Consider the following 23583-nt stretch of genomic DNA (forward strand, 5'->3'; position numbering starts at 1 on the left):
TGTGGTGGTATAACAAAAATTTCAACCCAAGGATTCGATGAAGCCCGAAGGCGAGTGTACCTAGTTAATTTTTCTCCAGTTGGTTCCGTCTGAAATAATGTGAAGGACTGAACTCGCTGGTATGGTCTGGGAGGTAGTCCCTAAGCCTGTTCTAAAAGGAACGCTTGTTGTAATTGCTCCGCCTCCCTGATTTATTATTTTGAATTCATAGGCTACAAAAGGAAGAGCAGAAGGTAGTGTGACGGTGTGACCGCCTGTACCGACGTAGAAAACTAAAAACTGCTGATCGTTGAGAGCAAAGTCACTGGAAAAGTCAGAAAGGGTTGAAATTCTTGAACCAGTAATGGCCATGTTTCCATATACCTTGACATTTCCACCGACTTGGAATTTGTCATTTGGAGTTCCGGACAAACTTGAGATAGGACGATTGATAGAAACCACATCATTGACAAAGTCTCCTCCAATCAAAGGTGTAGAGCTGTTTGAGTTTTCAATATAAAGTTTATCGGCCGAGGTTTCCCAGAAGCCGGCCTGGTAACCGATAAGAACGTTATTGTAAAAGCCACCGGTATAGCCTGCCTCATGGCCTAATAGCACTGAACGGTCAGCTCCTCCGTTTCCACTTCGAAAACCAACACTAACTGTGGAGTTGCTTGGGTTTTCAAGTGCCAGTGAACCTATTCCGACATTGCTGGAATTATAGCTCCAAAAGTTTTTCATGGCATGATAACCAATAGCCACATTGTCATCATTATTATTTCCCAAACCACTATTGGGTGAATTTGAATAAAGGGCATCTGCACCAATGGCCACATTTCGGTCAGAGAACACACTCCAGTATCCGGAGTTTTTTCCAAGAACTACGTTATCGTTTCCATTAAATCCGCGATTCATGGCATCGTGGCCGATGACCACATTGCCACTTGCACTGGTTACAGGGCCGGTAACGGAATAGCCAAGCAAGGCATCTTTTCCCAAAACAAGATTGTCTTTATTGAGGGCATTAACATTGTTTGAAATATGAGTGGAATTAATGCTTCCGGGCAAAATGGTTACCGAGGTGGTGTTGTTCTGTATTTCATTGACCTGAGCTTCGGCTACATTGAAAATACAAATGGATAGTATGAAAGTTGGAATAATAGAATGTTTCATTTTTATCATGGTTATTTATCTATTAATTGAATCCAGAATGGTTTTTGGTAGGTGAAAAGACTCTGTTCTTTTTACAAATGAAGGGGAACCTTGAGGATGATAAAATCCCTAATCTTAGGGAGGTGGGTATTTGGCAATAACCAAAGCAATAATTAGTAAGCGGATTCCCTATCTTTGCGGTCTAAACCAATGATATGAGTCAAAAACTGAGCGTGTTTGTGGTCTTAGGCCTGATTATTTCTATGACCTCAGGCTGTGGAAATGAACAAACTTACGTGCCGAAACCCAAGGGGTATAATCGCATTGACCTACCTCCTCATGAATACAGGCAGTTAGATGAAGAGCATCCCTATACGTTTGAGTTCTCAAAACATGCAGTGGTAAAGCCTGACACTTTTGCGAATTCTGAACCGCACTGGATCATCCTCTCTTATCCTGATTATGATGCTTTAATTCAGTTTACATATAAGTCCCTTGATGGCAGTCCTGAGAAACTCTCAAAGCACATTGATGATGCCTTTAAGTTGGCGGCTAAGCATCATGTTAAAGCGACATCTCAGCGTGAACAAATCATTGAGTTAAATAATGGAAAAAGAGCGGTAACCATCGAAATCGAAGGAGAGGTGCCCAGTCACTTTCAGTTTTATGTTACCGACACCACCAATCATTATTTAAGAGGTGCTGTCTATTTGATGGAACCAACACTGAACGACAGCCTGAGGCCGGTCATTGATTATATGAAAGAAGACTGCCTTCACCTTTTAGAAACTTTAACCTGGAAGCCCTGATGATTTTCTCTGTTGAATCGCCGGATTGGCAAATCCTGAGAAAGTCAGGAGATGCCATGCAAATGGAATTACTCAAAAATGAGCTTCTGAATAATGAAATCAATTGTTTTCTGGTCAACAAGAAAGACTCTGTGTATCCTATTTTCGGAGCATACCTTCTTTATGTAGAAAAGGAGAATGCAGATGTGGCCAAAGCAATTATTGAGAACTTTTTAAATAACGATGACTCAAAAGCTAGCTAAGTACTCAAACCTGACCCAGCGGATTATTGCCGCCATCATCGGGGCAACGATAATAATATCAGGAATGATGTTTTCCCCTTTGACCTATTGGTTGGTTTTTCTCCTGTTGTCAGTTATGACGCAAGCAGAATTTTACCGTCTTGTAGGATTGAATGGAAACATACCCCTCACCATTTACGGGACACTCTGCGGAGTCATCCTCAATATTCTCACTTATTTTATTGAAAGTGAAGTATGGCCTTTCAAGTTCTATTATGCTGTTATTCCACTGCTGGCCATCACCTTCTTCATTAAGTTGTACAAGCACTCTGATAAACGGCCTTTTGAAAACCTCGGATATACTTTTCTAGGCATTATTTATGTGGCCGTTCCCTTTTCACTGGTCATCGAAATCGGGATTGAACCCGAAACCTACCGTCCGCTTTTGATGTTAGGAATTATGTTGGTGCTATGGGTCAATGATACCGGTGCTTACTTTGCGGGTACACTTATGGGCAAGCGAAAGCTTTTTGAAAGAATATCGCCCAAGAAAACCTGGGAGGGCTTTTTTGGAGGAGCAATAAGCTCGCTGCTGGTGGCGTTTGTGTTTTCAAGGTTTTATCCTGATTTGGTCTTATGGAAATGGCTGGTGATTGCACTTATCATTTCCATTACCGGGACGCTCGGAGATCTGGTGGAGTCTTTGTTCAAAAGAAGCCTGAAGGTCAAAGATTCCGGTAGCCTGATTCCGGGGCATGGAGGGTTCCTTGACCGCTTTGACGGGCTGTTGCTTTCCATACCTTTTATTCTTACTTTTCTAAAAATATTTTCTTGATGCTGAAACGAATTTTAGGCCTTATTTTATTTGCTGTAGCCCTTTTTGGGGCCTTCGAGACGCATGCACAAGGCGAGAAAAAATTCATTACATTCAGCGGTTTTGTTATTGACGGAAAGAACGATGAACCCCTTCCCGGAGCCTATATTATCAATGAAAGGGCAGGTAGAGGAACGCTGACCAACGACCGGGGTTACTTCGTCATTAATGTTTTTCCCGGTGATAGTATTGTCTTCAGTTACCTCGGATTTAAGAAGCAGTATCACATCATTCCACGGGATGTTATGTTGTCTTATTCTGCCGTAGTGGAGCTGAATGAGGACGCTAAGATGTTAAAAGAAGTTAAAGTTTATCCGTTCTCCAATGAGGAGGAATTCAAACTGGCTCTGGTAGAAATGGAACTTCCTGATGCACGCGAACGAGCTTACATGGAAGAAAACCTCAGCAGGGATAATTTAGACAGAGCCATGGCGATGCAGGGGATGAGTGCAGAGCAAAATTACCGCTATGCCATGAGTCAGCAGCTGCAAAGTATTCAAAGGCGGGGATCTTTAACTACGAATCCATTACTAAACCCTATCGCCTGGCAAAGCTTTATACAAAGCATTAAAAACGGGTCTTTCTCAAATAAGGCTTACAAAAAGGGTGGCTACGCTCCTAAGAACCAAGGTTCGCGAGATGCGATCTTTAACAGCAACTAATTTTTAGTTTACAGTGAGCAGGGGCAGTTTTGATCGAAATAAAAATAACTGCATACTGAAACCGAAAACTGAAAACTGAAAAAACTACTCCTTCCCAAACCACCCCGCATACTTCACATAGTTATTTGAAGTACGCATAAAGACCTCGGCGGCCTCAGGTGACAGTTTCTTTAATTCTTTGGCAGGGTTGCCCGCCCAAATCGTTCCTGATGGAACACGTGTATTTTGTGTTACAATTGCTCCCGCTCCAATAATCGCATTCTTCTCAATGTAAGCACCGTCCATCACAATGGCCCCCATTCCGATAAGCACTTCATCTTCAATCTGGCAACCATGAACAATAGCATTATGTGCGATGCTGACATTATTGCCCAGTATCGTCTGCGTTTTCTGATAAGTACAGTGAATCACGGCTCCATCTTGGATGTTGACTCTGTTCCCCATTCTAATGGCATTTACGTCACCTCTGATGACCGCATTGAACCAAACAGTACAATCTTCTCCCATTTCTACATCGCCCACCACAGTGGCGTTAGGGGCCAGCCAGCAAGAGTCTGGTATTACAGGGGATTTTCCTTCGACAGGAAGTATGAGCGGTTTCATGGTTAAATATCTTTGGTGAAATGGAGAATAGTTCTGTCGCCTGAAAGTTCTTCTTTTTCAATGGAAAAACCATAGCTCTCAAGGATATGAGCAGATGCGATATTTCTTTGATCTACCGTGCCCAGCAGTTTTTTGACTTCAGGAAACCCAGAGTAAGTATGGTTCATCATGGCTACGGTCATTTCTTTGGCAAAGCCTTTTCCTCGGCACTCAGGAAGAACGGCATAACCAATTTCCATGATGTCCTTGGCTTCTTTGACAATCTTCAGATAGCCTATGACCTTTGTGGAGGTTTTATCAATGGCTTTGAAGAACCCGAGACTTGAATGTTGAGCATTGGTTTTGAGTTGATATTCAAAACGTTCTTGGGCCTCTCGTTGATTCAAAGCTTTGCCGGTGATGAATTTCATGATGCTTTCATCCATTGACATGGAAACCGACAAAGCACGGTCTGAAGCAGAAAGTTTCTCAAAAGAAAGCCGTAAAGAGGCCTTCATCAGAAGTTTCTTTCGCCTTTTTCTTTTCTTCCGAGCATTACGGCTCCACTCATGGCAATCAAAAACAGAACTGAAACCAACTCAAACGGCAAAAGGTATTTGCTATAAAGCAATTGACCAAGCGTTTCAATGAAACCGGTTTTGATTTGATATGTAGAAGGATCAATTTTCTGACTTTCTGTAAGTCGAATAGCGGCAACCAGTATTACACCTATGGTACCACCAACGATGCTGGCTCCAATAACGATCTTGTTATTATCAAGTTCAGGAGCCTCATCTTTGATGTTCAAAAACATGACTACGAAAAGGAAAAGAACCATAATTGCACCTGCATAAACCACAATATTTACAGCTGCCAAAAATTGAGCATTCAGCAAAACATAATGTGCAGATAAGGAAAAGAAGGTCATGATCAGATAGATCACGCTATGAATCGGGTTTTTAGACAAAATGGTACCCAAAGCACCGAACAAAGTCAAAACTGAAACAGCGTAAAATGACCACTGAGTCATTGTCAGGTTTTTAATAGTTTCCAGAGTTTCCATTGGTCTAGTAATTTACCGGTTTTTGTTGTTCCCAAAGTTTTTGCATTTCCTCTTTAGTCCATGCATCACGCTCATAGCGGTCATCCATATCTTCTACCAGCTGATCTTTGCCATAGATTACCTGATCTCTGCTGGTAAATACCGGCACAAATTTATCATGACGAAGGTAGACGGCCTCTTTAGGGCAAGCCTCTTCACAAAGGCCACAGAAAATACATCTGAGCATATTGACCTCATAAGCAGCCGCATACTTTTCTTCCCGGTAAAGGTGTTCTTCACCTTTTTCACGTTCAGCTGCGACCATAGAGATAGCTTCTGCCGGACAGGCCACGGCACAAAGACCACAGGCCGTACATCTTTCACGACCCTCTTCATCTCTTTTTAAGATGTGATGACCTCTGAAGATAGGTCCCAGATAGCGGGTTTGCTCCGGGTAACGAATCGTCGCTTTCTTAGAGAAAAAGTGTTTAAGCGTAATGCCCATGCCTTTGGCAATACCCGGCAGATAACTTTTCTCAGCCAGCGTCAAAGGCGTTTTATCGGTCTTTTTTGATCTGTTGGTCAGTTGCATATTAAACGCTTGTTTTCTTAGATTTCATAAGGGCTGATCCGGCATAGAGCAAGGCAATGAAAACACCAAGACCTATCCAATTTACCAATAAAGGCTGATTAGAGAGCTCTGCAGCAGCAGTAATGATCATATTGACTACCGCTAATGGAATTAAGCCTTTCCAACCTAAATCCATCAATTGATCATAACGGAAACGTGGTAAAGTCCATCTTACCCACATATATACAAAAATGAAGAAGGCGATTTTACCAAAGAAAACCAAAGTCCCCACTAAAGTAGCCAGATTATGACCTGTTACTTCTCCCATTTTTGAGGTTAATGCTGAGTAAACCCAGTCCATTCCTGGATAGTTGAAACCTCCGAAAAACAAAGTGGCTATTACAGCAGATGAAATAAACATATTCACATACTCGCTGAATAGGAAAAGACCCAGTTTCATAGAACCATATTCTGTATGGTAACCAGCAACCAGTTCGTTTTCTGATTCTGGAAGGTCAAACGGAGTACGGTTACATTCTGCAAAAGAACAGGTAAGAAAGATGATAAAGCCCAATGGCTGGTAAAATACGTTCCAGTTCATTCCGTGTTGCTCCTCCACTATAGTTCTCAATGATAGTGAACCAGACATCATCAAAACAGCGATAATAGATAGACCCATGGCCAGCTCATAAGAGATGTTTTGAGAAGCTGCTCTGATAGCACCGTAAAGGGAGTATTTATTATTTGAGGCCCAGCCTCCAATCAGGATTCCATACACTCCAAGAGAAACCACTCCGAAAACCCAAAGGATTCCGATATTGACCTCAATGCCTTGAACCAAAATTTCATGACCATCATAAAGAATGCTATCTCCAAAAGGAATAACAGCACTTGTCATTAAAGCCGTTAACATGGCCAGAGAGGGCCCAAGAATAAATAGCCATTTATCGGCCAGAGTTGGAATAAAGTCTTCCTTAAAAAACAGTTTTCCTGCATCAGCCAGAGGTTGCAGAAGACCGAAAGGTCCTGCTCTGTCGGGCCCCACACGATCCTGTATAAAAGCTGCGATAACTCTCTCAAAGTAGGTTTCATAGGCAGCTATACCTAAGGAGAGAGCAAAAATGCCTAAAATAATGAGCGATTTGATCAGAAAAACTGAATCCATTCAGCCTATTTATTTAAAAGTTTAAATTCTTTGTTTTTGTCCATCAAAGCCTTGTAATCTTCAGACTCTTTTACCTCTTCTAACGATTTGTTATAAGGTCTGGAATCATCGATTTGCTTATAATTTTGAGCAGCATGCTTAAGAGCGTACTCAGGCTTAATGGCATCCTTTCTGTATTTATTGGCAGAAAGTACCGAATGTCTCTGCATCTTGGCTGGCCCTTCGATAACCCAGTCAGCTGTTTCTTTCTTATCAAAACGGCATGTGTTGCAGATAAACTCATCCACTTCACCCCACTGATTCTTACGCCCCGTAACACGGATTACCTCGTCTCCTTTGTACCAAAGATGCACTTTGCCTGAGCATTTATCACAGTCTCTGTGTGCGTCTACAGGTTTTGAGAACCATACTCTGTTTTTAAAACGGAAAGTTTTGTCAGTTAAAGCTCCTACCGGGCAAACGTCAATCATATTGCCAGAGAAATCATTATCGACAGCTTTACTGATGTAGGTGCTGATTTCGGCGTGGTCACCGCGATACATCACGCCATGGCAACGGCCATCTGTAATTTGATCTGCTGTATGAACGCATCGGTAACACAAAATACAGCGGTTCATATGAAGCTGAATCTTATCACCGATATCCTCACGTTCATAAGTTCTACGTTCTTCTTCAAATCGCTGTGCCTCCGTACCGTGCTTAAAGGCAAAATCCTGAAGACTACACTCGCCGGCCTGGTCACAAACCGGGCAATCCAACGGATGATTGAGAAGCAAAAATTCTACAATACCTTTGCGAGTTTCCACTACCTCTTCATTCGTATAATTTTCTACCACCATGCCATCCTGCACCTGAGTAATGCATGAAGCCATAAGCTTAGGCATCGCACGGGTATCTTTGGCCGAGCCCTGAGCTACTTTTACAAGACAAGCACGGCATTTTCCACCCGATTTTTCCAGTGGTTTGTAATAACACATTGCCGGCGGAGCTACTTCCGGACCAATTTGTCTGGCCGCTTGCAGAATAGTAGTACCCGGAGCTACCTCAGTTTCTATTCCGTCAATGGTTACTTTAAATTTATTCTCTTCCATCAATTTAAATTGATCAGATTATTATCAATAAAAAATCTTGTCAACGCCTCACCAACAAACACAGAACCTTTTGGAGTGAAATGACAATCATCGTAAAAGTATTCACCTGTATTCGGTATTGCGTTTTCCAGTCTAAAACAAGGTACGTTTTCTTCCAAAGCAATTTGATGAACATCGGCGTTCATCTTGTCCATGCTATTCTGCATAAAATCTTTGGGAAACCTGCTTTCCTTATTTTTGTTCATCCAATGATATTTCTGAAGGGTTTGATCTTCAGATTTCCAGGTGGTAGGCTGGGTCATTACCACTACCGGTATGTCATTTATTTGGCATGTGGCAATAAATGATTTTACCATTTTTTGGTAATACGCAAAATTGATTTCCGGGCCTTCTGCCATTGGTAGTTTTTGCGTTGCAAGAGGTGCCGCCAAATGATCAGCAAATTGTACCGGTGTGCCGGGAGCTATACCCGTATCTTCTTCATCCGAATCCCGTTTCAAAGGATGCTCTTCATCAGATTTTAGTTTACGTTTAGCGTTCAGGAATAACTTGTAGAGGGTAAAGCGAGCCAAACCAAGTTTATACCAACTCACAGCTTCTACCTCTTCATAGACATCGTCGAATCTGAAAATATTATCATCACCAACTAGCAGGTTGAGATCATTGACCCCTGCAAAAAGGATAACCATATCTGGTTTGAGATGAATTACACGGTTCTGAAGTAAGGCAATATGATCAAACATTGCCGCACCTGCCGTTCCTCCGTTATAGACATTTATAGCTCGTCCGGTTTTCTCTTCAAGGTTTTTTTCTAGTACCTGACACCAGGTTTTTTCATAGGCATAATCATAACCCTGGGTGGTACTACCACCTATGGCGAAAATACTTATCTCATTACGGCTGGTATCCACATCGTCCTGATGTCTGAACCCCTGATTATTGATATGGATGTTAACGATGTTCTTTTCATCCTCAGGAAAAAGCTCATTGGGATTAAAAACAAAAGCTATATCAGTATTTCTGGTATTCTGAAGTCGGATAACTTCTCCTGTGGTGTATGATTTTACACGTAAATGCTGATATGGGTCCGGCAGGTCAATAAAGAGCCTGAGAACCAGTTCTGCACCCAGAAGGGTGAAGACGATCATCAGCAATGTGTAAAATATATTTTTCATTTCAATTTTAAGCCAGACTTAGTTCCGGCTGATAAACTGCACCTTTTTTTGTCGCGGCCTCGGGATTTTTAACATGCCATTCAAACTCATCTCTGAAATGTCTGATAGCACTTGCTACCGGCCAGGCAGCGGCATCGCCCAATGGACAAATGGTATTTCCTTCAATTTTCTTAGCGACATCAACCAAAAGATCAATATCTCTTTCATTACCCTTTCCGTGCTCAATTCGGTAAAGAACCTTTTCCATCCAGCCCGTGCCTTCACGGCATGGAGAGCATTGACCACAAGACTCATGACGATAGAATCTTGAGAAATTCCAGGTATTTCTTACGATACAAGTCGTCTCATCCATTGCAATAAAACCTCCCGAGCCCAGCATTGTTCCTGAGGCAAAACCTCCATCCGAAAGCGATTCGTATGACATCAAACGCGGCTCACCTGCAGCTGTTTTGAGTATTAAATCTTTTGGGAGAATAGGTACTGATGAGCCACCAGCCACGACGGCTTTTAGCCCATGACCATCTCTGATACCGCCGAGATATTGATCTGAATAGATAAACTCTTCAACCGGAAGACCCAGTTCAATCTCATAAACGCCCGGATTCTTCACATGACCAGAAGCCGAGATTAGCTTAGTACCTGTACTTCTGCCTATTCCAACTTTGGCATATTCTTCGCCACCATTCAATACAATCCATGGCGTTGTAGAAATGGATTCCACATTATTCACCACGGTAGGGCATTGATATAAACCTTTGACGGCAGGGAAAGGTGGTTTGTTTCTTGGATTACCACGCTTTCCTTCAAGTGATTCTAATAGAGCGGTTTCTTCCCCGCAGATATAAGCTCCTCCTCCGGGTTGAACCACTAACTCAAGATCGTATCCGGTTCCCAGAATGTTTTTGCCTAACAAGCCCGCTGCCTTAGCTTCGGCTATTGCTTTTTCCAGAATATTGATGACATACATCAATTCCCCTCTCACATAGATGAAAGAAGTGTTTGCACCCAGTGCAAAACTGGAGATGATCATTCCCTCAATGAGTAAGTGAGGACTCTTCATCATTAAATAGTGATCTTTGAAAGTACCGGGTTCAGACTCATCACCATTACAAACCAAATAGCGAGGCACACCTTCAGGCTTGGCCAGGAAACCCCATTTCATTCCCATCGGGAAACCTGCTCCACCACGACCTCTCACACCTGATTTTTTGACCTCTTCCACGATTTCGTCAGGAGACATCTGTTTCAGAGCCTTTTCTAATCCCGCATAGCCACCGTTTTTACGGTAGACATCCAATTGCTCAATGCCAGGTACGTCGAAATTACCGGTTAATATTTTGATGCTTTCTGCCATTTTTTATTTGCTAAGCTCTTCAATGATTTCATCCACCTTATCATTGGTCAGGTGCATATAGTATTTTTCTCTGATCTGGAAACATGGTCCCCAGCCACAAGCGGCGAGGCACTCTACTTCCTTAACGGTGAAAAGGCCGTCCTGAGTGGTTTCACCGGCTTCAATCCCCAATTTATCTTTAAGGTGAGCATAAACCTCTTCACCACCCATAGTACAGCAGGGACCCGTTCTGCAATATTCTATTACATGTTTACCAACTGGCTCCAGATGAAACATGGTGTAAAAGGTAGCCACTTCGTAAACTTCTACTGGCTGAATACTCAACAGATCAGCCACAAAGTCCATGGTTTCAGGACTTACCCAACCATGCTGTTCCTGAGCTAAATGAAGAATAGGAAGCAAAGCAGACTTCTGCTTGCCTTCAGGGTAACGGGCAATAATTTCTTTTGCTTTCTCAAGCCTCTCCGGCGTCAATGCAATGGTCTCTGTCATTATTATGCGTCTAATTCTCCGGCAATTACATTTAAACTACTCATGATGGCCACAGCATCTGAGATGGTCAGTCCTTTACACATTTCAGGATAAGCCTGATAGTAAATGAAACTTGGTCGTCTGAAGTGCAGGCGGTATGGTGCTCTGCCTCCGTCACTGATTAAATAATATCCTACTTCACCATTACCTCCTTCGACCGCGTGATACACCTCGCCAATAGGAGCTTCAATTTCACCCATGATAATCTTGAAATGATAAATCAGGGATTCCATGCTGCGATACACCTCTCTTTTCGGTGGAAGGTAATAATGCTCTTCATTTGCGTAATACGGTCCTTCCGGTAAATTCTCAAGTGCTTGTTTGATGATTTTCAAACTCTCCCAGACTTCAGCGTTTCTGACCATGTATCGGTCGTAAGTGTCGCCATTATGGCCTACCGGAATTTCAAAGTCAAAATCTTCATAAGAGGAATAAGGCTCCATCACTCTGACATCGTAATCAACACCTGCAGCTCTCAGGTTAGGCCCTGTAAATCCATATTCCATGGCTCTTTCACCTGTAATACCTCCTACATCAATGGTTCTGTCCATGAAGATTCGGTTACGGTTCATCATTTTTTCAAACTCAGCCATTGCTTTAGGCAGGGAGTTGTAAACGATGTCTTTGATTTTTGCTAAAGCAGTAGGAGAGAGGTCTCTTTCCATTCCGCCGACACGGCCCATATTGGTTGTTAAACGGGCTCCGCAAACCTCTTCATATACTTCGTAGATTTTCTCCCTTTCCTGAAAAACATAGAGGAAGCCGGAGTACGCACCCGTGTCAACTCCGAGAATCGAGTTACAGATAAGGTGGTCTGAAATTCTGGCCAGCTCCATCATAATCACTCTGATGTACTGAGCTCTTTTTGGCACTTCAATATTGAGTAATTTCTCGACGGTCATGTGCCAGCCAAAATTATTGATCGGTGAAGAACAGTAGTTCATTCGGTCCGTCAATGTAGTGATCTGGTAGAATGGACGTCTTTCAGCAATTTTTTCAAATGCTCTGTGGATATACCCCACGGTCTGCTCTCCGGAGATAATCTTATCCCCATCCATTTGGAGAACATTTTGGAAAATACCGTGAGTAGCCGGGTGAGTAGGCCCAAGATTGAGGGTAGTGTACTCATTCTCCTCCTGAATTGGCTGATTCAGAGCCAGGGCATCAGTAGTCTTTTTGCTGTTTTTTAGCTCTTCTGTCATATTATCTTCCAAAAAGGGCATCTATTTTATCTTCTCGGGTGGCGTCTTCAAGCGGGTACTGCTTTCGCATCGGATGGTAATCCATATCATCCATGTTCAAAATTCTTTTGAGATTTGGATGTCCGGTAAAGTTGATTCCGTAGAAATCAAATGTTTCTCTTTCCATCCAGTTTGCTGCTGCGAAAAGCGATGTTACCGTTGGGATATCCGGTTTTGCCTCTGGCAAATAAACCTTAATTCTTAAACGAATGGCATTCTCAAAACTGTGTAGATGATAAACAACACATAGTTCTTTGCCTTCAGCATCAGGGTAATGAACGCCGGTGATATCGGTCAAAAAGCGGAATCTCAAGCGGTCGCTTTCTTTGAGATATTGAATAACCTCAATAATACTCTCGGCTTTTGTGTTGAACGTCAATAAACCGTTCGGTTCTTCAAACTCAAGAACTTTGTCTCCAAAATGAGCGGCAAGCTCCTCTACTATTTCCTGATTACTGATCATCCTACTTCAATATTATAAGACTGTAAAAGGGCTTTATACTGGTCAGATTCTCTTCTTCTTAACGACTCGTTTTTAGCCAGTTCCTGAACCTGCATTAAACCATCCAGAATTTGTTCAGGTCTTGGAGGACAGCCGGGTACATAGACGTCAACCGGTATAACACGGTCAATTCCCTGAAGAACGGAGTAAGTATCAAATACGCCTCCAGAAGAAGCACAGGCTCCTACGGCAATAACCCATCTTGGCTCGGCCATTTGAAGATAAACCTGCTTTACTACCGGAGCCATTTTTTTAGCGATGGTCCCCATCACCATCAGTAAATCTGCCTGGCGGGGTGAGAAACTCGGTCTTTCAGAACCGAATCTTGAAATATCGTAATGGGCTCCCATGGTGGCCATAAACTCAATACCGCAGCATGAGGTGGCAAAGGGCAATGGCCAAAGAGAATTTCCTCTGGCAAGTCCAATAACCTTATCTAATGAGGTGGCAAAGAATCCTGAACCGCCGTAGCCATCAGGAGCTGCTACTGTTTTTATTTCGCTCATAATTTCTTTAATCTCTCTCCCAGTCTAAAACGCCTTTTTTCACGATGTAATAAAAGCCTGCCATGAGGAAGGCCACAAAAGTGAGCATCTCTATAAAACCAAACCATCCCAGGCTTTTAAAGTTCACTGCCCAAGGATACATGAAGATAATTTCTACGTCGAACAATACGAACAGAATGGCAATCAGGAAATAACGAACAGAAAGAGGCGTACGGGCATCACCTTCTGATTCAATACCACATTCAAACGGATCTTCCTTTTGCTTACTTTTTAATCTTGGCCCTAAAACATGTGTGATGATAATGGTGAAAATCACAAAGCCCAAAGCCAGCAGAAACTGAACTAAAATGGGTGAAAAATCCTGCGGTAAATTGCTGATCATTCTGATTTCTGGTTTTAGGCTGCAAAATTACAATCCGCAAATCGTGTTTCAAAACTTAAAATTGTAATTATTTAAGTTTTCTGTGCACCAAATGATGGTTTTGTTGGATTTTGGAAGGATGCTTTTTTAATGCACAATGAGCTTATGACTCACATAATTACTTCGGCTTCCCAACTTCACTGTATATAACCCCGGTGGCAAGTGACTTATAGATTGTGAAGCAAACTTTCCTTCTGAATATTTTATTACAGAAGTTAAAACATTTTTTCCTGATTTGTCGGCAATTGTGATATTCAAATCCTGTGGTTCATTCAACATTTCAATGAAAATCTGGTCACTTGAAGGATTCGGCCAGATTTGAATCGGTGGATTAAAATCTGCCTGTGAAAACTCCAGAATATCTGATTTCTCAGAATAACAAACTAATTCGGGGGAACCCTCCATAGTGTAGGCAATTTTTGCTTTGGCATAGTAAGCTCCCGGTTCTGCTGGTTTGAATTGAGTAGAAGAATAATCCAGATTATTGTCGTCTTTAAACCATTGTAGTGTTTCCTGAGAATTCAAGCTAAAAGGGGAGGTTTGCTCAATAATTGGTTTTTGGGGAGCTTTTAAAGCTTCAAGCTCAAAATGTAAAGTGTCGGAGCTGCAGCCAAGATGGTCGGTTACTCTGAGGTAATGTGAACCCTCACTTTGATAAGCCGATAATTCTGAGGTTTCACCATTTGACCAAACATAATTATTGAAGTTCTGAGTAGTTTGAAGTGTTACTGATTCGTTTTCACAGAAACGGTTTTGACCGGTGCTGTATTCAATTTTTGGTTCAGGCTTAGGATTTACTTTGACAGCAATTTCATCTGATTTGTACGTGCAGCCATATAAATTCTTCCAGAAATAGGAGTATGTTCCGGAAAGGGTTGGGTTTATTTTTTGACCTTCCTCACCGGTGTTCCACTTTGCAAATGATGTGGAGGCTGTAAGATAGTGTTCAGGTGATCCTTCACAAAACTCTGAATCACCAACAAGAGTGATTTGTTCTTTATTAAAGGCGTTTTGCTGAAATGTAATTTCGGGGCTGAAATAGACAATGCCATTTTTTTTTGCCTTCAGGCTGATACTTTCTGAATTTAAGCCTGCAGTCAGGTCTGAAGTTCCGTCAGACCATTGGTAAGATTCATAATTTTCAGGTGCCGTAAGGCTTACTCTTTCTTCTAAGTTTTGTGGGCAACTGACTGAGAATTCAATCAACCCTTTGGCTGCCACGGGCCTTATTTTCCCTAAATAGTTATTATCAATTATGGCATCAGACCATAGGTCAGCGGCTCTTTTCAGCCCTTCTTTATGAAAATGAATTCCATCTGCTCTGTTCTCTCCTCCCCAGAGGATATCTGTATTTGGTCCTTGATATACCTTGTCCACATTATCAATAAGTAATTGCTGGGCATATGCCACTTGAGTCGGATTTGGAGTACGGCTTCCAATGGCCACAATCCATGATAGATCACCCTCAATGTCCAGAGAGGTTTGAGCCACAATATCCTTTAAACGGGTGTAGTAGGTGTAGGCAGGTGTAAAAGCGTCACTTTCTCCCTGTTGCCAAAGTAGTGCCCTAATTCCTGTTCTGGAAACATAGTTTTGCAAGGTTCTTCTTAAAACATCGTAAGGGCTCCCAACAAATTTAATCTGTCGTCCCAGTACTTTTGAATAGTCAGTTCCTTTCATCGACCCAAACCACAAGTCAGACCCTGTACCTCCTACGGCGGCCCCATATAGCAAAACCGGGACGTTGTATTTTTTAACTAAATTTTCGGCCATTCTGGCCCAAAACCAAGGTACGGGGTTATAGGGGCCAATTTTGGTGTTATTTCTCAACGGAGAAAATTGAAAAGGTAGAAGGTCTTCGTCCATGTAGATGTCTTTGTAGTCAACGACAGAGACCCGGTCTTCGGTGGTGCCAATTTCAGAACCCTCAAAATCAGAATTCCCTTCAGCGTTTGACTGGCCGGCAATAACAAATACTTCACCCACTCCAACATGCTCTACGGTGGAGGTTTTAGTTATTTGTCCATTTTTAAATGAACGAATGCTTAGTTTATACCAGCCACCAGAAAGAGCTACCTTCTCAACGAATTGAGCCTTTTCAGGATGTTTTACAATTGTTTCCCAATCCTTCTTTGTCCCCTGACCCGGAAGAACCGGATCAAACTTTACCTGAAGGCTGTCAGTTTTGTGTGTGAGTGAGCCAGCTATTTGAATAACACCTTGATTACTGAGGTCACGCTGGATAACCATTCTGTCAGCAGGATAAGACAATGTAAACTGCGAAAACCCGGACAGAGAAGATAGTATGGATAAAAGAAAAGCAAGTCTTCTCATTGACTTGTTTGTTTGAATTAAGGTTGCTCTATCATAATCTTGCGATAAAACCTTGAACGATTGTTTCTGACCTTCAGAATATATTTGCCCATGGGCAGACGACTCAGGTCAAACGTCTTAGGTCCATCGAAAACATCAACGTATTCTGAGAAAAAAGGTTTACCATCCAAACTAAAAAATGTGACTGTTGCTCGGTCAACATCCTCGAGCGTTTCAACTGTAATGGTACTGTTTATGACCGGGTTTGGGTATGCACTGAAACCGTCAGACTCATTGCTGATATAAAAATCATATGGCTCGGAAAGTGCCGAGAAACAACTTTTTGAACCTCCATTACTGAGCTGATAATACTTCTCGCCGATTAATTGGTATTTACCACTTTTTCTCGCCTTAATAAACGGTTTTTCAACTGAGACGGTGTCGTTGTCTATCAGCCAGTGATAGAAGAGGCCGGTGGTGTCTGTGCTGAAAACTGACTTGAGTGTGAAAGTGCCGGTTTGAAGGATTGTAGGATTTTTAGGTTTTTCAAGGATTACAACTCCTTTAGGTTCTGAAGGTTCAGAAAAGCAGCCGAACTCGTTGCTGGTTCTTAGAAAGATCTCTCTGGAAATATTGACCTCAACTTCACGGTCAGAGAAACCGTTATTCCAGTGGTAGGCATAGGCAGGCGAGGCTTTTAATTTAACTTCTTCATCATCACAAACCTCCAAACTACCCAAAACTTCGACGGTTGGTTTTGATGGAATCGGGTTTACTGTAATATTGAAACGTTCTGAAGTGGCCTCACATCCATGTTCATTGGTGTTGATGGCGTAATACTCACCTGTTCTTTTTACCGCTTTTTCTATAGTTTGCTCTCCCGTATTCCATCTCATGTTTTGAGTGTTAGATACCCTGAGAATAGTTGAGTCTGTTTCACAAAGAACATCCGGGCCGATATTTTCAACGGAAGGTTTGCGTGCAGCAGGTTTTATAGTAACATTCACTGATTCAGACTGACCTTCACAACCAAACTCATTTCTCGCTTTAACTGAATAAGTGCCTGGATCTGAGATAACTAATTCTGAACTTGTTTGTCCATTACTCCACTGAATTCCATCGCTTAAGCTTGATTTGAGGGTCAATTCCTGATCAGAACAAATATCTAATGGACCGGACGCTATGATCTGCGGTTGAGGTGTGGGTAAATTCCGAATCGTAACCGGGTCGCTGCTGGCATTACAAGAGTAAAGATTGATATGTGTTACAAAGTATTCTCCACTTTGACTTAGGTTTTGGGTTTGACCTTCATAACCATTACTCCAGTAATTATTGAAGTTATTATTGGTTGATAAGTTTACCGCCTCTCCCGCACAAAACTCCAAAGGGCCATCAGGAGAAAGAGATGGTTTTTGAGGAAGCATAGAGTTGTCAAAACCCATAGGGAAAGAGTAGTAGACATTACCGAAAATATCTCTGGCTTTACCCTGAAACCAGCCTGTACCTACTGGTAAAGTTCTTTCTGAAGAACCCGTATTCCATTCATAATTTACATATCCTACAGGAGCAGAAAGTAGCATAGGCTGAGCCGGATTTTCAAGACCGCAAAACTGCTGTACTTGCATTGGAGGATTACCAAAGCTTGGAGTAGACCTGGCAAAGAAATCATTGTTCAAATAGAAGTTCCAGGCATTGGCCACTTTTGTAAAGCCACTGGTTGAAAAATGAACGCCATCTGAACGGTCACTTATTTCATCAGTATTTGGTCCTGCAAAAACATTTCCGTTCAGGTTAATAACGTGGTTTTGAGCATCAATAATTGGCTGGTAATATCTGTTTTGATCTTTGGACACTCTGGCTACAACCCAACTTGTTTCTTTTCCCGTTCTGTTTTTTGAGTCAGAAATTATTTTGTTCAGATTGCTTGCATACTCTTCAAAACCAGTTCCTAAATAATTGTCACTTTCTCCCTGATGCCACAATACCGCTCTTAAACCAGTAAGATTGGTGTAGAAGTGCATAGCATCGGTAATACTATTAAATGGGTAGCCGGCGGGAGCACGATTATAAGAGTAAGGGTTGACTCCCTGCTCACCATTTGATGATTTTACAAATTCACCCACAGGAAAACCTTCCCATGCGGCATTTAGAAATAGGACCGGAACATTTAGCCTTTGCGTAAGGAGATCACCTAGCTCACCCCAGTACCATGCCCCTTTACCTGTAGGAGCAATGGAAGACTCTGCGTCTAAATGACCAAAAGTGGGATATGGGGGTTTATTAAAGCCTTCGTCCCTGAAATTAGAAACAACATTAACGCGGTCATCAAAAGCTCCCCTCTGACCACGCCCAAAATAACCTTGAGCGTTTGACTGACCAGAAATCAGGAAAACTTCTCCTACACCGAATTTCTGAAGTACACTTTCCCCAACAATTTGTCCTTGAAAACTAGACCTGATTTCAGCCTTGTACCATCCGCCAGCTACAACAAGGGAGCCTCTGTAGGTGCCAAAATTTGGCCGGTTTACCAAGGTTGTCCAATCTTGAGACTGACCACCTTGCAAAGCGGTAAGTTTAATTTCTATTTTGTCAACACGGGTGCGATAATTTCCGGCAAAGTAGACAATGGATGCATTTCCATTGTTACGTTGGAAAACAGCTCTTTCTGAAGGAAAGGTTATATCAAGACTTTGGGCAAAAAGATTTTGCCCAAGCAGTATGCTTACATATAATAGTGCTTTCTTAATAAAACTCATTCTTTATCTATTGAATAGATCTGTTATGTCATTATGTAGAAAGCACATAAGTACAAAGATCATTCCAGCTGTTGCCAGAGTAGATCTTTTAGCTCGGGTATTCCTTCAAGGGTTAGGGAAGAAAAGCGAACAATGGGTAGGTTTGCCGGTAATTTCTTTAAGTTTTTTTCAAGGTCTTCATCCTGAATAATATCCATTTTTGATATACCTAGAACTCTTTTTTTGTCAAGCAGCTCAGGATTGTACTGCTTAAGCTCGTTAAGGAGCGTCTCATATTCTTCCAAGACGCTTTCACTTTCTGCAGAAACTACAAAAAGTAGTATTGAATTCCTTTCAATATGCCTCAGAAAGCGAAGACCTAAGCCTTTTCCTTCAGCTGCTCCTTCAATTATTCCCGGAATATCAGCAATAATGAAGGACTTATAATCATGATACTGAACCACACCTAAGTTTGGAGTCAAGGTTGTAAATGGGTAGGAGGCGATTTCAGGTTTTGCAGCAGACATTACGGAAAGCAAAGTTGATTTTCCCGCATTAGGGAAACCCACCAGACCAACATCAGCAAGAACTTTTAATTCAAGAATTAACCAGGATTCATTTCCGGGCTCACCGGGTTGTGAGTATCTGGGTGTTTGCTGAACAGAGTTTTTAAAATGGCTATTGCCTAGACCACCACGCCCGCCTTCAAGAATAATCTTCTCTTCATTATTCTTGGTGATTTCAGCCAGTATTTCTCCGGTTTCTTCGTCTCTGATCACCGTACCTAAAGGTACTTCTACGATTACATCTTTACCCTGAGCCCCTGTGCTTCGGCTACCACCCCCGGCCACACCATTTTCTGCTTTGATGTGCTTTTGATACCTTAAATGTAAAAGTGTCCAGAGCTGGCTGTTGCCTCGTAGAATAATATGGCCTCCACGACCACCGTCACCTCCATCTGGCCCCCCTTTGTCAACGAACTTCTCTCGTCTGAAATGCGTCGAACCCGCTCCACCTTTGCCGGATTTGCAATGAATTTTTACGTAATCAATGAAGTTAGACGCCATTTCGAGTATAGTAAAAATAAAAAGGATTTTGTCTGAGTTAAACAAAATCCTTTGATATTGATTTTACGGTTTAAATGTATTGATCTATTTCGGCTGTGATGTTACTGAAGATTGTTTCAATTTCCCCAATGCCTTCAATTTTCACCAGTTTACCCTGTTCTTGGTAATAGGGTAGTACATGAACTGTCTTTTGGAAATATTCGTCAATTCTTTTGATGAGTTTGCTTGCATCATCATCGGCACGCCCGCTCACTTTTTGTCTTTCAGCAATTCTCTTTTTGATTTCATCCTCATTGACATCCAGCTGAAGAACGAGATCAATTTTCTCATTCTTGGTCTTTAAGAACTCATCCAAAGCCTCTGCTTGAGCAACTGTTCGTGGGAACCCATCAAAGATAAAACCAGAAACATCAGGGTTAGCATTTACCTCTTCCTCCAGCATGTTAATGGTAATAGAGTCAGGTACCAGAATGCCTTCAGCTAACAGTTCTTTTACTTTCTTGCCAAGTTCAGTTTCCTGAGTAATGTGCATCCTGAACATATCTCCTGTTGAGATGTGGGCTAAATTATATTTCTCAATAATTTTTGCAGATTGAGTTCCTTTACCTGCACCTGGAGGTCCGAAGATTACTAGATTAAACATGAATGCTTTTTTGGTTTAGAGATGGCAAATTTATGATTATTCTTTTTAGAGTGACTATAAAAAAGGAAAAGCCCGACAATTTTGCCGGGCTTTTCCTTTCAAACATTTTATCTACTTGCCTGATTCGGTATTCAGAGAGTCACCTTCGACCCCTTCCATTTCTTCTTCAGGAACCACTCCATTGATTGAGTTCTTGAGTTGCATAGCTCTTTCGTTCTCAGGATCATACTTTAAAAGAAGATCCAGGTACTCGGTAGCCTTTTCAATATCTTTGTTTACCGCAAGCTCTTTACCAGCCAGATAATTATATGCTTCAGCTACGTTACTAGCGTTTTGTGTTTTTTCATCATCAGAAAGCAATGACAAATACTTCTCATACTTACCGGCTGCCTGAAAAGTTGTGTCTTCGGTATCCTTGTAAGCTTTCGCTCTGGCACTCATTAAGTATGGTGGAGCCCAGCTGTCGCCGTAAGCTACACACACTTTATCAAACGTGCTATCAGCACCAGCATAGTTTCTGGTTACATACTGAAGGTAACCAAGTCTCCAGTAGTCATCCCCGGTTGGCGTTTTCTTTGTTGCAATATCTTTCTTAATGAAAGTGATAGCATTCGGGTAATCTTTTTTCTCCTGGAAGTAAGTTCCCAGGTGAGTATAGTAGTCAAAAGTGGTATCGTTCATTGCTACCGCTTTTTCAATATTTGCAACACCCAACTTCTCGTTTTCTTCTACTACTGGCATTTCATTCTTTGCCATTTCAATGTAGCCTCTTCCTAACCAACCGTAGTCAAGACCAAAGATTTCTTCTTCTTCCGCCTTGGAAAGATAGGTTTTTAAATCATCTACAGCTTCAGCAGGTTTTCCTTGCTCGAATTTAGCAATACCAGTTAGTCTGTGTACGATAGGGTCGGTATTACAAGACTCAATCTCCTTAACTGTCTTTAATACGTTGTCATAGTCTTTTGCAATAAAGGCAATTTTCGTGTAGCGTAATTTGGCACTACAGTCACCATCACTGTACTTAAGATACTTCTCGGCAGCTTCAGCGGCCAAATCCCACCTCTGATATGTTTGATTCAGAGATGAAGAGTATCTGTAAGCGGGAGCGTGTTCCACGTCAGCCGCGATAGAGTTCTTGATGGCTTCCTGAGCTTCAGGGTAATTTTTACCTTGTAACCAAATTCTACTCATGAAAGAGTAAACGTTTGCTTTATCCTTAGGATTAAATCTCAAAGCATTTTGAAGAGCGTTCATAACATCACCACCTTCGTTTTGGATATCAAAGGCTTTGGCTCTTACGATATACAATTGAGGGTAATCATCTTTTTTTACCTCCATAGCTTTATCCAGGTACATAATAGCCTCGGCAGGATCGTTAGGGAGTTCTTTGAAGGTATAACCTTCGGCTGCTTTGATTAGCAATTCAGGATCTTTAGCGTTTTTATTTTTCTTAAAAATCTCGTCAAGAATAACCTTAGCACCAGCCATGTCTTTCTGAGCAATTTTTACCCAGGCAAGACCGATTTCATTCATCGTACTTCCTTTATCCAATGCATTTCCGGAAGTAAAGGCTTCTTTTGCCTTTGCTACATCAGCAGTAGGAATGCTTAGATAGTATCTTCCAAGTTCAAAATAAGTTTCTTCTGTTGGATTTGTTTGTACCAGGTTATTGAAAACCTCACCTGCTTTTATGTAACGCTCAGCGTTCAGGTGCCTTCTTCCTTCTTCCACACTTTGGGCTTTACCCGCAAACGACACGAAGAGCACCGCTGTTAGGGTAAAAAACAGAGATTTCATAGTTTTCTTCATCACTTCCGTATTAAGATTATCTGTTTGGTTTTAAAAATAAGTTGGCAAAATAAATAAAAAAGATGCTGAGAGAAAAGTGTTTTAAGCTTCAAACAGCTCTTTTTCCAGTTTATTTTAGACTTTTTATAGAATGTATGGTTTGTAAATGGAACGTTAACGGGAAATAATTTAATTCATTCAACAGTACTTATTTCCGGCGTGTCAAACATTTCATATTTTTTAGGGATAAGATAATAGGGTTGAAGCCCCATTTTTTCAACCACTAATTGACCTATTTGAGAACAGGCAAAACGAACAAAACCTTTTGCTACTCCCCAACGATGCTGAGTAGTATGGAGGTATACCGTTTTAATTAATGGGTAGCTTTGGCTACGAAGAGACTGGGCGTTTGGATAAATTACTGAGCCGTCTTCTACCTGAATACCTAGTATTTTTACCCTTGACTTCAATGCCATTGAGGGCTTATGGTCTTCATCACTAATCCAGTTATGGCCGATTACACCGATACTTTTCTTGCTATTTTCAATAAAGTTGAAAACATCTTCTGTGCCTTTGGCGGCAGAGATGTTTGTATTGCTTAGTTCTTTGATTTCAAACTTATCGAGCATAAGGTTAAGATTGCTGGAGCTACTATTGTCAAAAACAAGTTTATATTCGCTTTCTTCCCCTTTTAGTATGGAACTCAATTGAGCCATAGAGATGCTTTCTAAATTTACATCTTTGCTGGTGATTAAGGTTACAGCATCGAGGGCCATTCTTCCCGGCTGGTACTCGATGTTTCTGGCTAAATAATAGTTTTGCTCTTTTTCTGTTAACGGTCGGGAGACGATGGCCAATTCAGCTGAGTCACTTAACATTAATCCAATGGCTTTTTGCTCGGGAACATAGACAATATCAAATTCCGTTTTAGGATAGTGAGACATGTAAGCATTAACCTCTGCGTCAACAATATTTTTAAATGATTCATCTGCCACTACTGTAATGTGGCCTTCATTCACATGCATCTCCTCTGCATTTTGAACGGTCTTGTTACAGGAGATAAAAAATAGTCCGACTAAAAGAGAGAGAAATAGATTCTTGATCATAGTTGTTAGCTTTTTCTTTAATAACGAAGTGTGAAAGCTCAAAGTTTGGTAAA

At 41.6% G+C, this 23583-nt stretch carries 24 protein-coding genes; 4 read left to right on the top strand and 20 right to left on the bottom strand.

Annotation, left to right across the window (positions count from 1 at the left end):
* Positions 1 to 60: 60 nt before the first annotated feature.
* Positions 61 to 1152: a hypothetical protein gene (locus AFM12_RS16660; RefSeq protein WP_131458429.1), complete on the bottom strand. Its 1092-nt coding sequence runs from the start codon at positions 1150 to 1152 to the stop codon at positions 61 to 63.
* A gap of 194 nt (positions 1153 to 1346) precedes the next feature.
* On the opposite strand from AFM12_RS16660, the gene gldD reads away from it, so the two are divergent.
* From gldD to AFM12_RS16680, 4 genes are read left to right on the top strand one after another with little or no spacing between them, the layout of a single operon-like run.
* Positions 1347 to 1940, top strand: a complete 594-nt coding sequence (gene gldD / locus AFM12_RS16665; RefSeq protein WP_055150548.1) for a gliding motility lipoprotein GldD — start codon at positions 1347 to 1349, stop codon at positions 1938 to 1940.
* A complete protein-coding gene (locus AFM12_RS16670; protein ID WP_055150551.1) occupies positions 1940 to 2182 on the top strand; it encodes a putative signal transducing protein in 243 nt (80 codons plus the stop codon). Before gldD ends, AFM12_RS16670 begins: the two co-directional genes overlap by 1 nt.
* Positions 2163 to 2996 carry a phosphatidate cytidylyltransferase gene (locus AFM12_RS16675; RefSeq protein ID WP_055150554.1) on the top strand — a complete coding sequence of 278 codons (834 nt, stop codon included), beginning with the start codon at positions 2163 to 2165 and terminating at the stop codon, positions 2994 to 2996. The genes AFM12_RS16670 and AFM12_RS16675 overlap by 20 nt, the downstream gene beginning before the upstream one ends.
* Positions 2996 to 3697, top strand: coding sequence for a carboxypeptidase-like regulatory domain-containing protein (locus AFM12_RS16680; protein ID WP_055150557.1), 702 nt, complete (start codon positions 2996 to 2998; stop codon positions 3695 to 3697). Before AFM12_RS16675 ends, AFM12_RS16680 begins: the two co-directional genes overlap by 1 nt.
* An 84-nt stretch (positions 3698 to 3781) precedes the next feature.
* Here AFM12_RS16680 and AFM12_RS16685 read toward each other — a convergent pair whose 3' ends face one another.
* The 19 genes from AFM12_RS16685 to AFM12_RS16775 form a co-directional block, all read right to left on the bottom strand.
* Entirely contained in the window at positions 3782 to 4300 is a 519-nt protein-coding gene (locus AFM12_RS16685; RefSeq protein ID WP_055150560.1) for a gamma carbonic anhydrase family protein, read from the bottom strand.
* A gap of 2 nt (positions 4301 to 4302) precedes the next feature.
* Positions 4303 to 4797 carry a GNAT family N-acetyltransferase gene (locus tag AFM12_RS16690; protein WP_055150563.1) on the bottom strand — a complete coding sequence of 165 codons (495 nt, stop codon included), beginning with the start codon at positions 4795 to 4797 and terminating at the stop codon, positions 4303 to 4305.
* On the bottom strand, positions 4797 to 5342 hold the full coding sequence (locus tag AFM12_RS16695) for an NADH-quinone oxidoreductase subunit J family protein (RefSeq protein ID WP_055150566.1): 546 nt from the start codon (positions 5340 to 5342) through the stop codon (positions 4797 to 4799). Before AFM12_RS16695 ends, AFM12_RS16690 begins: the two co-directional genes overlap by 1 nt.
* A gap of 4 nt (positions 5343 to 5346) precedes the next feature.
* Positions 5347 to 5913, bottom strand: coding sequence for a NuoI/complex I 23 kDa subunit family protein (locus AFM12_RS16700; RefSeq protein ID WP_055150569.1), 567 nt, complete (start codon positions 5911 to 5913; stop codon positions 5347 to 5349).
* A 1-nt stretch (position 5914) separates the two neighbouring features.
* Positions 5915 to 7057 carry an NADH-quinone oxidoreductase subunit NuoH gene (gene nuoH / locus AFM12_RS16705; RefSeq protein ID WP_055150572.1) on the bottom strand — a complete coding sequence of 381 codons (1143 nt, stop codon included), beginning with the start codon at positions 7055 to 7057 and terminating at the stop codon, positions 5915 to 5917.
* A 5-nt stretch (positions 7058 to 7062) separates the two neighbouring features.
* Positions 7063 to 8148, bottom strand: coding sequence for an NADH-quinone oxidoreductase subunit G (locus AFM12_RS16710; RefSeq protein WP_055150575.1), 1086 nt, complete (start codon positions 8146 to 8148; stop codon positions 7063 to 7065).
* Complete coding sequence (locus tag AFM12_RS16715) at positions 8148 to 9323, bottom strand: SGNH/GDSL hydrolase family protein (protein WP_055150578.1); 1176 nt, start codon at positions 9321 to 9323, stop codon at positions 8148 to 8150. Before AFM12_RS16715 ends, AFM12_RS16710 begins: the two co-directional genes overlap by 1 nt.
* Before the next feature lie 7 nt (positions 9324 to 9330).
* Positions 9331 to 10677 (bottom strand): NADH-quinone oxidoreductase subunit NuoF, encoded by a 1347-nt coding sequence (gene nuoF / locus AFM12_RS16720; RefSeq protein WP_055150581.1) that lies wholly within the window; start codon positions 10675 to 10677, stop codon positions 9331 to 9333.
* Positions 10678 to 10680: 3 nt separating this feature from the next.
* A complete protein-coding gene (nuoE, locus tag AFM12_RS16725; RefSeq protein WP_055150584.1) occupies positions 10681 to 11169 on the bottom strand; it encodes an NADH-quinone oxidoreductase subunit NuoE in 489 nt (162 codons plus the stop codon).
* A gap of 2 nt (positions 11170 to 11171) precedes the next feature.
* Positions 11172 to 12410, bottom strand: coding sequence for an NADH dehydrogenase (quinone) subunit D (gene nuoD, locus AFM12_RS16730; RefSeq protein ID WP_055150587.1), 1239 nt, complete (start codon positions 12408 to 12410; stop codon positions 11172 to 11174).
* A 1-nt stretch (position 12411) separates the two neighbouring features.
* Positions 12412 to 12912, bottom strand: a complete 501-nt coding sequence (locus tag AFM12_RS16735; protein WP_055150590.1) for an NADH-quinone oxidoreductase subunit C — start codon at positions 12910 to 12912, stop codon at positions 12412 to 12414.
* Positions 12909 to 13457, bottom strand: coding sequence for an NADH-quinone oxidoreductase subunit B (locus tag AFM12_RS16740; RefSeq protein ID WP_055150593.1), 549 nt, complete (start codon positions 13455 to 13457; stop codon positions 12909 to 12911). The genes AFM12_RS16735 and AFM12_RS16740 overlap by 4 nt, the downstream gene beginning before the upstream one ends.
* Before the next feature lie 7 nt (positions 13458 to 13464).
* Positions 13465 to 13839 (bottom strand): NADH-quinone oxidoreductase subunit A, encoded by a 375-nt coding sequence (locus tag AFM12_RS16745; RefSeq protein ID WP_055150596.1) that lies wholly within the window; start codon positions 13837 to 13839, stop codon positions 13465 to 13467.
* A gap of 126 nt (positions 13840 to 13965) precedes the next feature.
* Complete coding sequence (locus tag AFM12_RS16750; protein ID WP_082391395.1) at positions 13966 to 16212, bottom strand: T9SS type A sorting domain-containing protein; 2247 nt, start codon at positions 16210 to 16212, stop codon at positions 13966 to 13968.
* Positions 16213 to 16229: 17 nt separating this feature from the next.
* Positions 16230 to 18947 carry a sialate O-acetylesterase gene (locus tag AFM12_RS16755; RefSeq protein WP_055150602.1) on the bottom strand — a complete coding sequence of 906 codons (2718 nt, stop codon included), beginning with the start codon at positions 18945 to 18947 and terminating at the stop codon, positions 16230 to 16232.
* Between the two features lie 59 nt (positions 18948 to 19006).
* Complete coding sequence (gene obgE / locus AFM12_RS16760; RefSeq protein ID WP_055150605.1) at positions 19007 to 19993, bottom strand: GTPase ObgE; 987 nt, start codon at positions 19991 to 19993, stop codon at positions 19007 to 19009.
* A 70-nt stretch (positions 19994 to 20063) separates the two neighbouring features.
* Positions 20064 to 20636, bottom strand: coding sequence for an adenylate kinase (locus AFM12_RS16765; RefSeq protein ID WP_055150608.1), 573 nt, complete (start codon positions 20634 to 20636; stop codon positions 20064 to 20066).
* Positions 20637 to 20747: 111 nt separating this feature from the next.
* On the bottom strand, positions 20748 to 22445 hold the full coding sequence (locus AFM12_RS16770) for a tetratricopeptide repeat protein (RefSeq protein WP_055150611.1): 1698 nt from the start codon (positions 22443 to 22445) through the stop codon (positions 20748 to 20750).
* 173 nt (positions 22446 to 22618) lie between these two features.
* Complete coding sequence (locus AFM12_RS16775) at positions 22619 to 23530, bottom strand: PstS family phosphate ABC transporter substrate-binding protein (protein ID WP_157687451.1); 912 nt, start codon at positions 23528 to 23530, stop codon at positions 22619 to 22621.
* Positions 23531 to 23583 lie beyond the last annotated feature (53 nt).

It is taken from the genome of Jiulongibacter sediminis, from assembly GCF_001306455.1.
Taxonomy (GTDB): domain Bacteria; phylum Bacteroidota; class Bacteroidia; order Cytophagales; family Spirosomataceae; genus Jiulongibacter; species Jiulongibacter sediminis.